This is a genomic window from Streptomyces sp. SAS_270, from assembly GCF_052543295.1.
Genome location: NZ_JBMNDS010000076.1, coordinates 1 through 12,495, shown reverse-complemented (window position 1 = coordinate 12,495; position 12,495 = coordinate 1). Strand labels below are relative to the sequence as shown.

Sequence of the window (12,495 nt, the reverse complement as noted above, 5' to 3'; positions counted from 1 at the left end):
GCTCATCGGACGGTGCTCTCGTACCAGTGGCGCCACATGCGCGCGGAGCCGAGCCGCATTCGGGCGGTCACGGGGTTCTGCCACCACAGCATCCGGAGGCTGGACCACTGGTCGTAGCGGCGGGTGGAGGGGCGTACGCGCAACTCGTCCAGGATCGCGACTGGGGCGGCGGTGGCACGCCCATGGGCCGTCAGGCGGGTGAAGAAGTCGACGTCCTCGCTCATGAACAGGTCGTCGCGATACCCGCCCACCTCCTCGAAGGCCGCGGCGGTGACGAACTGGGCGACACCCTGCGCGCCGCCGTGGGCGGTGCGGTAGTGGTCCCAGTACGCGCACAGCAGTCGCGCCCCGAGCCTCTTAGGGGTGTAGAGGGGCGGGATGGCGCCGCCGACCGCCCCTGCGTCCATCGCCGCTGCCGCGGCGGTGACCGCTTCCACGGGCAGGGCGACGTCGGCGTCCGTGAAGAACAGCCGCTGACTTCCGGTAGCGGCTGCGCCGCTGTTGCGGACCCGGCCGATGCTGCGGACGCTTTCGCTGATGACGCGGGCGCCGAAGGAGGCAGCCATGTCGGCGGTGGCGTCGGTGGAGGCGTTGTCGACCACGATCACCTCCCCCTGCTGACCGCTCGTCTCCTCCCATCGGGAGAGGGAGGCGAGAACGGTGGGAAGGTAGTGGGGCAGGTAGGCGGCTTCGTTGTGGGCAGGGATGACAACTGCCAGTCCTGGGCCGGTCATCAGGAAGTCCTCTCTGTGCGTTGTGTGCGGAACAGGTGGGGTGTCTGGTGGGTGACGTCGGCCAGGCGGCGCGACCACAGCGCTTGGTCCTCACCGGGGGCGGCATAGGCCCAGCAGCGGACAGTGATCAAGACCACCCATGCCGACAGGCGGGCGTTGTCCAGGGCGAGGGAGTATCGGCTGGTGAGCGCTTCGCGGTCGCACGGTGTGTGGGCGGCGGTCATGACGAGGGCATGGGCGACGTCCGACTCCCGCCGACCGGGGCCGGCGTCGGTGAAATCGACCAGATGGCGCGTGTCCTGGGAGCCGGAAAGGACGACGTTGTCGAAGTGGAGGTCCCCGTGGCACCACACCGTCGGTGCCGTGTCGGCGATGAGAGCGAGCGCGGGGGCGATCCGATCGAGCAGTTCGGACGGGCAGCGGCCGGTCAGTGCGGAGACGGCGTCGATGAACGGCCGTCGTGGCACCGACCGCATGACGGGCGCCCGGTGCAGGCGGCCGAGGAGCCCGCCAAGGTCCTGGAGCGCCTGAGAGCGGGGGATACGGCCGGCACGTACGGCGGTGCCCAGGGTGCAGGAGCCGAGGTCGGAGAGGATGAGCGCGGTGGCGTCTTCATCCGAGGCGGTGCCACTGCCGAGCATCTCCGGGACGGGCACGGCCGCCGCAGCCGCGCGGATCGCTGTCGCTTCGGTGAGCGCATTGCGGCGGGCGGTGGGCGCGTACAGCTTCACGATCACGCTCCGGCCGTCGCGAAGGCGGGCCCGGTATACGGCGGTGCGGGAACCTGTCTTGAGGCGCTCTGCAGTCCGGGCAGGCGTGCCGAGAAGCGTGGCGCAGGCGCGGGAGACCATCGGAGGGGGCGTGCTCATCGAAGCCCCACGGGTTCGGGGTGGGCGGCGCCCAGTGCGCGGGTGTGTCGCAGGGCGCGCCGCAGGAGGGCGCGGTACTCCCGGACGTCGTCCGTGGGCGGGCAGGCCGTCTGCCACGGCTTCTCCGGGCCCACGAAGTGGACGAGGGCTGCGGCCGGATCGGGGCGCAGGGGGCGGGTGACAACGCGGCGCACCCAGTTGCCGCGTTCGAGGTAGCGGTGGACTTCGAATCGGTTGTAGCCGGCGTCGACCGGGCGGACGCGGCCTGCGCGCAGGAGCCACAGGTTCAGGGCGTCCTGGTCGTTGTGGAGGATGTGCCGACGCTGCCGGATCAGGGCATGTACGACGCCGCGCCGGATGGCGGGGAGGTCGGTGGTGTGGGCCCACAGCAGACCGGCGTTGTAGTAGGGGCGCCCCTTGAGGTGCGGCCAGCGTTCCGCGGCGCCGGGCAGGGCCGGGCATTCACCGACGGCCGGGTTGAACTCGTCGGGTACAGCGCTGAGTTCACCGGGGTTGAGGGCGTTGAGCGGCGTGGTCAGGTCGCCGCGAACGAGGGTGTCGGCGTCCACGTAGATCAGATACGGGCGTCGGACGAACGCCGCCGTGAACTCGAACCGCAGGTAGGTGGTGACGGTGATGTACGAGGCGTCGGCCATCCGCGAGACGCGCAACGGGGCGCGGTGGGCGAGGTCGAAGGAGCCGAAGCCGGCCCGCTTGGCGAGATCGGAGAGGAGCAGCGCGTGGTCCGGAGCGAGGTCGAGAGTGAGGACGCGCAGCGCAGCAGTCCTGCGGGCGTTGGGGGTGAGGCTGTCCGCCAGGCCAGTGATCATGGCGAGGCCGGGGGTGAGGTAGTGCCGGTCGATGCAGAGGCCGAACGCGTACACGGCGGGTCCGCCTTCCGGTCGTAGAGTGGTGGGCCCCGCGGCTGCTCGACGTGTCCAGAGGTGCTTAGCCGCGGGGCGGTACGGGGAGGCCGCCGGTGATGAGGGACGAGGGGACCCGGTCGACGACCGCTAGGTCTGGCCGCAGTGAGGCTGCCGCGCGGGGCCGACGACCCGGCGATGTGGTCGGCCATGGGGAAAGACGCGGCCTCGTGGGCCCACGAGGCGGCGTGGTCTACAGGTCGTGCTCTTCCTGCTGCAGATCGAGGTCAGGCTGAGCCGCTGTCGGCTTCTTAGCCGTGGCATGGGCCGGGTTGTCAGTGATCAAGGCTCCGAGGGTGAATACGGCCGTTACGTGGCCAACGAGCCAGACCCCAGCCAGTAAGCGTCCGACCGGGTCACCGAGCGTCTCAGGAGTCCTGTGGCGGCCGTTCACGGGGCGATCCCTGGTGCGAAGTGGTCCCGCGGCGACCAACCGACAGCCGCGTCGAGGAGGGCACGGCGACGTTCGTGCTGGCCTGGGGTGCGGTGCCGGGGCCCGGGCGCCGCTTCCGTGAGGAAGAAGCCTCCTCGATCGCGGATGAGAACGCCGAGGGCGGCGAAGTGGGCGGCGTCGGCGGCGACATGGGAGGCGCCCGCGACGACGATGCCGCGGATCAGGCCGGTGGACAGAGCACTTGTTATGGCCGACCAGCCCGGTCGGGTGTCCAGGGCCGCGGCCGGGTCGTCGTCGGTCCATGCTCCGGCCACGTGCCAATGGCGGGCGTCAGCGTAGTGGCGTGCGCGTAGTTCGGCCGCGCAGACGGCTGACGTTCCGGTGGCGCAGGCGTAGACGGCGACCGGGACGTGTCCGAGGCCGCCGGGCGGAGTGTTCGGCATGACCCAAGCCTGCTGTCGGGGGCCCGTGTGGGACAGGCACGGCCCGTGGCGATGGTGCGAGTTCGTGGTGCCGGGTGCTGCCACGCCCCGTGCTGGGCCGTCTGCTGGGACCGGTGAGTAGCGCCACGGAGCGTGGTAGCCATGCGGGTGGCGGCCGTCCGACTGCTACGGCTCGTGGCAGTCAGCGCAGGCCGAGCGGGACACCCGCGGCGTGGGCGAGTCCGCGCAGACGGCTGACGGAAACGCCGGCCAGGCGGGAGATGATCACTCCGGGCAGCATCTGGTGCTGCACCCATCCCGGCGCCATGGCGCAGACGGCTTCGATGGTGTCGGCGGCCTGCTCCCACCGGCGGCACTCCACGTGGGTCAGGGCGACGTCGAGGCCGTAGCGGGCTCTGGTGGCGCGGGGAACGGTGTCGTCCAGCCGGATGGTGTCCATGAGGCGCAGCGCTCCTCCGGTGTCGCCGAGGGCGACGGCGATGCTCATGGCCTGTGTGGCGGCGTAGAGAGGCCCGTAGGGCTGGGCATGCCGGCCGCGGGCGTGTTCGGCACCGAGGCGGGCGCCGACCGCATGGGCCTGGGAGAGGTATTCGCGCGCGGTGTCGGCGGAGGCGCCGCCGCGTGAGGCGGCCACGGCGGCGTTGATGACCAACTGTCCGAACACCGAGAGTCGGTCGGGATCGTGCTCCGACATCTTCGGTTCGATCCGGTCGGCCTGGGCAGCGGCGAGCTTGAACCCCTGCGCGGTCCGCCCGTCACGGAGGTTGACCCACGCGGTGGTTGCAGCGAGGTGGGCATCACGCAGGTCGTCCCCGGCCTGAACGGCGATCTGACGGCCGTAGGTGAGCGCGGCGTAGGCGAGGTCGCGCGACCCCCAGACGTTCGCGGCCATGCCGGCGGTCTGGAAGACATCGGCCAGGACGCCGGCTGCGGCCTCCTTCTCGCCGGCGCCGGCAGCGTCGTGACGGGCGCGGGCCTCGGGCAGCAAGGCTCCGAGAAGCGCGCCGAGTTCGGTGTACCGGCCTTCCCAGTAGGCGGTGTCGGCGTGGCGGACGACGTGGCGGAGCTCTTCGACGGTGCCGGGCTCGGTGTCGGTCGGGATGCCGATGGCTGCATCGTGGGTGGCGGCGGACAGGGTACGCAGGGCGCCACGCTCGTCGCGGTCCATGGAGCGCCGAGGTGCCTGCTGGCCCAGGAGTACGGCGATGTCGGTTCCAAGAGCCGAGGCGATCGACAGCAAGGAAGGCAGGGACGCGGTGCCGCCGCGTTCCAGCTTCCGGACGACGCCGACAGACACGGCGGCGGCTTCGGCCAACTGCTCCTGGGTCATGCCACTACGGAGAGTCTTGAGCCGCTCCGCGGTGGTGTACTCCGACCATTGCATGACAGCCCCTCCCCAAACCCCGAACCGGCCAGACCCGGACGGTACCCACCGGACAACGGCCGCCAACACTCCCCGACACGCAGGGAGTTGTCCGAATGGCTGAAATTAGCCCCTTACGCGGCCAGGACCGCGCTCACCCCGAGAAGACGCTCCAACTCGGCAACGGTGTCTGCCTCTTGAGTCGCGAGGACAGTGGAAATACCCAGGGCCTCGGCAGGTGGAAGGTTCACCGGATGGTCGTCGACGAAAACACATTCCTGCCCGAGAAGGCCGAGGCGATCCAGCGCCAGCTGGTAGATCGCCGGGTCCGGCTTCGCTACCCCGACGACCTCTGAAATGACGTGCACGTCGAACAAGTCCCAGATGCCCGCGTGCTCGTACGGATTGAACGGGTCCAGGCCAAAGCTGTTCGACAGGAGCGCCAGCCGGTATCCCGCATCCCTGGCTGCCCGCGCGAGCGCAGTCATACGCTGCGCAGTGGGCACCCCGGACCAAGCGCGCCCCATCAAGTTCTCCGGGTCCACGTGCGCACCGAGCAGAGCAGCGGTGCCCTCGTTCCATACGGCTTGGCTGATCTGCCCTACCTCCAGGGCCGCGTACAGCCGTCGGCCCTCCGGGTTGTCGTTGAGCGTGGCTCGCCATGCCTCGGGCTGGAGCCCCTCCGACTCGCACCACGTCCGGTGCACGGAACGAGGGTCGGCGGTCAGTACCCCGGCAAAGTCCAGGATGAGCCCGCGCGGGGCTTGAGAGCGGGTGCTGTCCGTGGGCTGCGGCATGCTGCGTGCTTCCTCTCCGTTGACCTCACGGGGGACGCTATCGCGCGAGGGAAGCGTGAGATGACGAGAAGCCACGTGCGCTGCACCCTGGACCAGGTCGGCCACGGCCGACAGCACTTGTGTGAGAGCGATCCGTGTCCGGCTGGTGAGCTTCAGCCCCACCAACGTTGCCCTCCATCAGGTCAGCGCGGCGGTCTCCTTCGGGGACGCCGGCATTGCCCTGAAGACCGCCCGCCCCCTCATGCGCCGCCACATCCCCGTCCCCCAGCGCCGCGCCGCCCTGTGGGGGCGAGGCCGCCCGCGCCTGCAACCAGCAGGGCCGCCTCGCCGACGGCTACCAGGCACTGCGCATCGCTGAGAGCTGCGCGGCCCAGGACATCCGCCGCCCCGCTGTCCGGGAACTGCTCGCGGACATGGCCGCCCGCGACCGTCGCCGTACGCAGCCCGCACTGCATCACTTCAGCCGTCAACTGGGGGTCCCCGCGTGAGCGACCAGCCCGACCAGCAGGCCAAGAAGCCGTTCCTGTACGTCGTCGTGTGCGCGGCTGGAGTCGCCGGCGACGTCGGCAACTCGGCAACCCTGCGGCCGATCGCGACGGACGCCGGTACAACTGTTCGACGTCGTCGTGTGTCTGATGGACGGAACTTGCCTTCCCCGGCTCACCATCCTCTTCGTCACTTCACCCAGAGGTATTACATGCTCCGCTCCGATCACAGCTTCCGTACACTTCGCAGGGCCGTCGGAGCTATCGGCGCCGGCGCACTGATCACGTTGAGCACCGCTCCCTGCGCCGTGGCCGATGGTTCCGGGGCCGGGCTGGTGCTGGGGACCATCGCGCCGATCAGCGGAGTGCAGCCGGGGAGCACCTTCGAGGCGCCGGTCACCTTCGGCAATAAGGGCACCCAGGCGCTGGAGAAGGTCTGGCTGCGGTACACCGTCACCAAGGGGTTGGATTACGCCGACGTGCCCTCGAACTGCGTGCGGTGGGACATCAACTCCTACGACGAGTTGCCGGCCAGATCCCAGATGACCTGCGAGTTCGACCAGGCCGTAGAGCCGGGTGTCGTCTACGCGCCCGAGAAGCTGACCCTCAAGGCTCTCGACCGGGCGCTGTACGACGATCTCGAAGTCGCCGTCGGGGACTATGATTTCGGCCCCGACGAAGGCGCCCACCGGCCCGTGCGCGGAACCGCTCCCGCGGCGAAGCTGGTGGAGCGGCCCGGCTCCGTTCTCACCGGCAATAGCTCGGGGAGCCCCGACTATGCCGAGACCCGGGTGCGGGTGAACGCGGCGAACACGGCCGACTTCCAGGTGTCGGGAGCGCGGCTGAAGGGCCGGGTCGGAGACACGATCGACCTGCAAGTGAAGTTCACCAACGCCGGCCCCGCCTGGGTGCTGGTGGAACCGGGCCCTCCGGTACCGACCCGAATCCTGATCAAGATTCCCTCGGGTACGACCGCGGTCAAGGCACCAAACTGCAAGAAGTCGGCAGCCGGAACCTACGACTGCTACATCGCACAGGGCTGGGTGGAGGAGGGCCAGGTGAACACCTACTCCTTCAAGTTGAAGATCGGCAAGGCGGTGGCGGGGGCCAAGGGCTCGGCGGCCCTCACTGCCGAATCCCGCCCGTACGACGTGAACAAGGCGAACGACAAGGCCGACATCCTGCTCGACGTCGATGGCAGTGGTTCGGCGGGCGGGGGCGGGTCGGCGGGAGGTTCGGGTTCCACCGGCGGAGGCGGGACGACGGGGGGATCCGCGACCACCGGCAACTCCTCGGCCACCGGATCCTCGGGGAGCGCCTCCACCAATGGCGGGCACCTCGCCGCCACCGGTTCCGGTCCTGCGCTGCCCCTCGCGGGCGCTGCGGCCGCGGTGGTAGCCGCCGGTGCGGGTACGGTCTTGCTCGTACGTCGCCGCGCGGCCCGGCGGTAACCCGTTCGGTGCGCAGACCTGAGGGCGTCGCGCCTCGCACGGCTCGCAGGCGCGGCCCGCTCGCAGTGAGGCAATTGCCGCCTCATCGGTGTCAGCGAGCAACCGCCACGCCGTGGGCGTGGAGGCGGCCGGGTCGAACACCTCACCCTGGTCCCGCAGCACGGCCGGATTCGCGATCGCCTCACCGCCGTCGGCGAGCATCACCGCGAGATCGGTGGCCCGTCCCGGGTCATGCCCGGTCCCGCGCGGCCGATGCGGCCCGAGAGTGGCGCAGTACGCGGCGGTCAGCCTTGTGGCGTCAGCGATCGCCGACCTCCAGGCGGCGCACCTCCACCAGCTCGCCGCTTTCCCGACGCCCGCCCGGCCGGCACCTAGGTCAGGCCCGCCGAGTGCTCGAGAAGTACCGCGTCCAGCTCTGGGCTCAGCAGCTCGGCACCGCGCAGACGGTCAGCGATGCCCGCATCCGCAAGATGCTGAGTCGGTCGCCGGCCCTACTCAGCGTCCTGTGCCTCGATCAGGTCGAGGTCGCGGACGCAGAAGCTGTGGTGCTCGAAGGTCTCGTTGAGCACCGTGCCGAGGCACTGCCGCACCAAGCGGCCCCGGGCGTACGGCGGCCAGACATCGTCGTCGGGCACCGGTGCTCGAGCTGCGAGTTGCACAGCGGTGACCTTGTCGAGCCAGGCCTCGAGCTCGGCGGCCTGTGCGTCACGCACGCTCACGATCTCTTCGAGGGCCGGATCGAGCGAGAGGTCAAGCCCGTGCGCTCCACGGTAGGGCTCGACGGTCGTCCCGATGCCCGTCGGCGTGAACAGCTCCGTCGAGCCCAGGCAGCAGCGGCGGAACCACGAGTCGTGGACGAAGACCAGGTGGCGCATCGTCTGCACCGCCGACCACTCGTCGTTCACGCTGCGGCGCTCGATGCCGGGTGTACGGCGGATTCGCTCGATCGTGGCGGTCCAGCCGGCATGGAGCTGACGCGATGCCTCGCGCAGATCGGCAGGGTCCTCGGAGCGGATCAGCACCCGCACCGGATGCCGCCGGTCGAGCTCTGCCTCGACGTACTCGGTGACCTCGACACCGTTCACCACAAGGTTGGTGATGAGCCCGTCGATCACAGCATCCTGCATGACGACGCCGATCAGGCGTGCCCCAGTCAGATCGCACTCGCGGAACTCCGCACCGTGCAGATCCTCGTCCACATATCGCGTCATGCTCCGCATACTAGGTCCGAGCACCGACAAGCCAGCCTCCCCGGCTTGATTTGACCTCTTCCAGGTCCTGACCGAGCGCGAAGAACGCAACAGCGTCGCGATCGCCTCCAACGAATCCGTCTCCAAAGCGCACATGTTCCGGCGAATCCGTGCGAGGTGGCGGTGAAGTTTCACAGGGTGCTGTCCCCGCCGACCAACAGGCGCTGTCGCTGCTCACCCACATAGCCAGAGGCGCTGGTGACCGCACCAGATTGCCCCTGAAAGATAAGAATTGGGGGTGGTTCTGCTGCTGGGGAAACGTACCTGGCGTCTGAGCTGCGCTGCGGCCCGGCCCGGCGCGGAGCGGGAGAGCGGGGGCTGGGGATCGGGTTCCGGAAACGGGGAGGACGTCATGACGCTCCATCGGAGTCAAAGCGATGAGGCTGCAGCGCGTAGAGCCCTGGAAGGCGCCGGAGCCCCGCGAACTGGCAGGGTGCCGGGCGCAGGCGCGCCCGGCATGGCATATTGACGGTCAGGAGCCGCTGAGTTCTTTGCGCCACGAGCCGAAGTCGAGTTCCTGGGACCCGAACTCCTCCAGCCAGTCGATGAACCGGACGCCGTACTTCTTGCCGCCCGACCTCAGGATCTCGTCTGCTTCGGTGGGCAGGGTCAGGCCGAACGTCTCCTTCATCCAAGCCACGTACGCCTCGTGCCCAGGGGTGTGCTCCTCGTCGGGGTCCGCCTCGCGCTCCTCGTCCCAGGAGATGAACGACTCGTCGTCGATGGCGAGCAGCCGGAACAGGTTCTGCAGGCCCTCGATGATGTCGAGATCACCTTCGTCGCCGAAGCGGATGACAGGAAGTGTGGCGAAGTCGGTGCGGTTGTCGCAGTGCCACAGGGCGTAGAACGAACCCGAACCGGTGGCCTGCGCGAAGGGGGTGAGTCGGTCGAGGTGGCCTCGTACCTCCTCTTCCCGCCCCTCAAGGCACAGCCACTCCACCAAGCCGGCGTCGGGTCGGTCGTACTCGTAGAACTCGAATCCCTCCGAGAAGTAGCTCTCTCCAGGTCCGTCGGAGAACTCCTTGAGCAGGTTCAGTTCGGGAATGGGCGAGTAGGCGTCAGCCATAGCATCTCCGGTGCGGAATTGAGTGGGTGACAGATGCCGTGCGAACGCTACTGCCAAGGACTGACACCGAGAGCAGCCCTGTTGGAGAATTGGTACTACCAGCGCTAGAAACCGGTTCGGGTGAGTAGCAGCGGTAGTAGGCGAGTTCACCGGTGGTGCGGTTGCGGCGGATCAGCACGTGGTGGTGGCCCGGCGCCGCCTCGGCCAGGTCGATGACTGCCCAGTCGTAGAACCGCTGTCCCTTCGCGCCACGTCCGGCTGAGAGCTTCTGCCAGGCCCGCTTGGGCACCTTCTTCGCCACGGCATCGACGCGGAACGTGCCGGCGCTGGTGGTCACTTCGGCTGAGTAGGCCACCGCGAGCACATGACCCAGGCCACGTTCCTCCAAGGCGGCTCGCAGCTTCGGGTTGCCACCGCAGGCCTCGTCCCCGGCGACCCAGCCCACGTGGTGTCCGGCGTCCAGGAACCGTTCGATCATCCTGCGGGCCAGTTCCGGCTTGGTTGCGAAGGCGGTGTCCTCGCCGAGTCCCGCGGCTTGGCAGCGGGCCGGGTCACATGTCCAGGAGCGCGGGATGTACGGCTCCCGGTCGACCGCCGCGTGTCCGTGCGGCCCCCGCGTAAATGAGATAGACGGCGACCTGGGAGTTCTCGATCCGCCCGGCCGTGCCGGTGTACTGGCGCTGGGCTCCGACGGTGTGGGTGCCCTTCTTCAGGTCGCCGGTCTCGTCGACAACCAGCACCGCGGCCTCGTCGTGGAGGTGTTCGACGATGTCTCGCGCACATCGTCGCGGACCGCGTCGGCGTCCCAGGAGCCCGACACAGAGGGTGCTGCATGCCGTGCGGAGTCGCTTCCCCGGCCCACTCCGCGATCGTCCAGCAGTCTTTGCGCGGGAGGTCGGACAGCAGGCCCAGCACCAACCGCCCTGCCCGCAGCCGGGGTTCGACCCGCACAAACCGTCCCGCGATCCGGCCCATGGCCACCCAGGAACGCTTCCCGCCAGCGGCCGGGATCTATGCTGTGACCTGCGACCACCGTCTTGTCGTTCGTCCACAAAACTCACGATGATCAACGGCGGCCGTACCCGTCTCTGCACCTGACAGCCGGTGGCCGCCCCATGCTCGGCCGCGACACGTCGCCCGATCACTTACCCGGCAACGGTTTCGTCGAAGAGTTCGTTCCGACCTGGTGGGTGGGGTGAGTTCAGTCGCGAGCGCCAATCGTATGGCCGGTGGCGTGGAACAGGCCCATCGGCAATGCACCGATGGCTATGCCGAGCAGCGCCCAGCCGGGATGCCGGCCTGGATGCGCGCCCCAAAGACTTAGCCCGGCAAGCGCCAGGCCCGACCAGCCAGCGAGCACGTTGACCACCGGGGAGGAGCCGAACACGGTCGGGAACCGTTCCGCCGCGATGCCCTTGGCGAAGTGAGGATACGCGTTGGCAGCCAGCATGCCGGCCAGGAACGCGAGCAGTACCGCCTGCCACATGCCAGTCTCCATCCCGTTGCCGTGGAATGTGTTGACCCTAGAATCGGACTTGTGACTCCGATTAGAGGATACGGACTGATCACTCCGGTTGCAAGGAGTGGCCGATGACCACCGTCCGGCCCCTGCGCGCCGACGCGCGGCGCAACCGCGCACGGGTACTGGCCGCGGCAGAGCGGGTCTTCGCGGACCGAGGTACGGCCGCCTCCACCGAGGAGGTCGCCCGCGCGGCCGGCGTCGGTGTCGGTACCGTCTTCCGGCATTTCCCGAGCAAGGAGGCGTTGCTGCAGGCACTTGTCGCGGAGCGCCTTGCACGGGTCGCCGCCGACGCCCGCGAACACGCCGCATCGTCGGATGCAGGGGCGGCCTTCTTCGACTTCTTCACCGCCGTCGTCCGTGGCTCGGCCACCAAACTCGAACTCGTGGACGCACTGGCCGAATTGGGCATTCACCCGAACGAGGTCGTCGCGCCGGTCGCCGAAGAGCTGACCGAAGCCGTGGCCGCCCTACTGCAGCAGGCGCAGCGGGCAGCGGCGGTACGCATGGACATCGGAGTCAGGGAGGTCATCGCGCTGCTCGCCGGCGCCTCTCAAGCCTGCCGGTACGCTGCCAACGACCGGCCGCTAGTCGTCATTCTCGATGGCCTGCGCGTTCCGAGCACCCAGTAGCCCCCGCAGATCCGCTGCTGGGCTGTCAGGCACGAGAAGTCACAGAGCCGAAGATCTCAAAGTGCGGCTGCCCGACTACCAGCAAGATCACGATCTGCAGCTGGAGTACTGGACTCTGCCCGCCCACATCAAGGGCTCCGCCAGAGACCCGGGCCGTCGCACCCACCGCTGGGAGCAGCCCAACGTGCTGCCGTCAGCCCAAGTGACATCAGTTCTCACTGAGATTGATCATGAGAGTCATCGGTCGGTCACTCCCGAACTCACGTCGAAACGACATCCGCGAAAGGCGACACAGCCAGTTCGACGCGACTGAATCCGGTGACCGGTCAAGCGGATGGTTTCGCAGACCCTCTCCCGGCAGCGCCCCGAAGCGACCGACTTGGCGCCCGGTCCGGAGTGCGTTGGAGAAGTTTTCCGGATTCCTGTCACATGTGCGGGCGCCGGCGGGTCAGAGCTGTGAAGACGCCGATCAGGCCGAAGCGAAGGAGAGCAGCCATGACGAACACTTCCATCTCCCGGATGCCCAACCCGGCGGAGTTCGTGCCCGAGTTGAATGACATCAGCGCCGC

Annotated in this window: 11 protein-coding genes and 3 pseudogenes; 4 read left to right on the top strand and 10 right to left on the bottom strand. The window is 68.9% G+C overall.

Going from position 1 to position 12,495, the window contains the following annotated elements:
* Positions 1–2: 2 nt before the first annotated feature.
* The 6 genes from ACN6LB_RS35835 to ACN6LB_RS35810 form a co-directional block, all read right to left on the bottom strand.
* Positions 3–734: a glycosyltransferase gene (locus ACN6LB_RS35835; RefSeq protein ID WP_445029483.1), complete on the bottom strand. Its 732-nt coding sequence runs from the start codon at positions 732–734 to the stop codon at positions 3–5.
* On the bottom strand, positions 734–1,603 hold the full coding sequence (locus tag ACN6LB_RS35830) for a phosphotransferase (RefSeq protein ID WP_445029482.1): 870 nt from the start codon (positions 1,601–1,603) through the stop codon (positions 734–736). Before ACN6LB_RS35830 ends, ACN6LB_RS35835 begins: the two co-directional genes overlap by 1 nt.
* Positions 1,600–2,487, bottom strand: a complete 888-nt coding sequence (locus ACN6LB_RS35825; protein WP_445029481.1) for a glycosyltransferase family 8 protein — start codon at positions 2,485–2,487, stop codon at positions 1,600–1,602. Before ACN6LB_RS35825 ends, ACN6LB_RS35830 begins: the two co-directional genes overlap by 4 nt.
* Positions 2,488–2,916: 429 nt before the next feature.
* Positions 2,917–3,363, bottom strand: a complete 447-nt coding sequence (locus tag ACN6LB_RS35820; RefSeq protein WP_445029480.1) for a hypothetical protein — start codon at positions 3,361–3,363, stop codon at positions 2,917–2,919.
* Positions 3,364–3,544: 181 nt separating this feature from the next.
* A complete protein-coding gene (locus ACN6LB_RS35815) occupies positions 3,545–4,747 on the bottom strand; it encodes a helix-turn-helix domain-containing protein (RefSeq protein WP_445029479.1) in 1,203 nt (400 codons plus the stop codon).
* A 113-nt stretch (positions 4,748–4,860) separates the two neighbouring features.
* Positions 4,861–5,523, bottom strand: coding sequence for an HAD family hydrolase (locus ACN6LB_RS35810; protein ID WP_445029478.1), 663 nt, complete (start codon positions 5,521–5,523; stop codon positions 4,861–4,863).
* Positions 5,524–5,671: 148 nt separating this feature from the next.
* Here ACN6LB_RS35810 and ACN6LB_RS35805 point away from each other — a divergent pair.
* From ACN6LB_RS35805 to ACN6LB_RS35795, 3 genes and pseudogenes are all read left to right on the top strand, one after another.
* Positions 5,672–6,011, top strand: a pseudogene (locus ACN6LB_RS35805) (helix-turn-helix domain-containing protein); the annotation flags it as partial.
* 284 nt (positions 6,012–6,295) lie between these two features.
* On the top strand, positions 6,296–7,459 hold the full coding sequence (locus tag ACN6LB_RS35800; RefSeq protein ID WP_445029477.1) for a hypothetical protein: 1,164 nt from the start codon (positions 6,296–6,298) through the stop codon (positions 7,457–7,459).
* An 8-nt stretch (positions 7,460–7,467) separates the two neighbouring features.
* Positions 7,468–7,926 (top strand): annotated as a pseudogene (locus ACN6LB_RS35795) (DUF3418 domain-containing protein); the annotation flags it as partial.
* 24 nt (positions 7,927–7,950) lie between these two features.
* Here ACN6LB_RS35795 and ACN6LB_RS35790 read toward each other — a convergent pair.
* The 4 genes and pseudogenes from ACN6LB_RS35790 to ACN6LB_RS35775 all read right to left on the bottom strand — a co-directional run bounded on the left by ACN6LB_RS35790 (position 7,951) and on the right by ACN6LB_RS35775 (position 11,261).
* The gene (locus ACN6LB_RS35790; protein WP_445029519.1) at positions 7,951–8,694 is read right to left on the bottom strand and encodes a DinB family protein; all 744 of its coding nucleotides are present in this window, start codon (positions 8,692–8,694) and stop codon (positions 7,951–7,953) included.
* Positions 8,695–9,181: 487 nt separating this feature from the next.
* Positions 9,182–9,739 (bottom strand): hypothetical protein, encoded by a 558-nt coding sequence (locus ACN6LB_RS35785; protein WP_445029518.1) that lies wholly within the window; start codon positions 9,737–9,739, stop codon positions 9,182–9,184.
* 3 nt (positions 9,740–9,742) lie between these two features.
* A pseudogene (locus ACN6LB_RS35780) lies at positions 9,743–10,750 on the bottom strand (IS701 family transposase); the annotation flags it as partial.
* 226 nt (positions 10,751–10,976) lie between these two features.
* Positions 10,977–11,261, bottom strand: coding sequence for a hypothetical protein (locus ACN6LB_RS35775; RefSeq protein WP_445029476.1), 285 nt, complete (start codon positions 11,259–11,261; stop codon positions 10,977–10,979).
* 104 nt (positions 11,262–11,365) lie between these two features.
* On the opposite strand from ACN6LB_RS35775, the gene ACN6LB_RS35770 reads away from it, so the two are divergent.
* Positions 11,366–11,926 (top strand): TetR/AcrR family transcriptional regulator, encoded by a 561-nt coding sequence (locus ACN6LB_RS35770; protein WP_445029475.1) that lies wholly within the window; start codon positions 11,366–11,368, stop codon positions 11,924–11,926.
* Positions 11,927–12,495 lie beyond the last annotated feature (569 nt).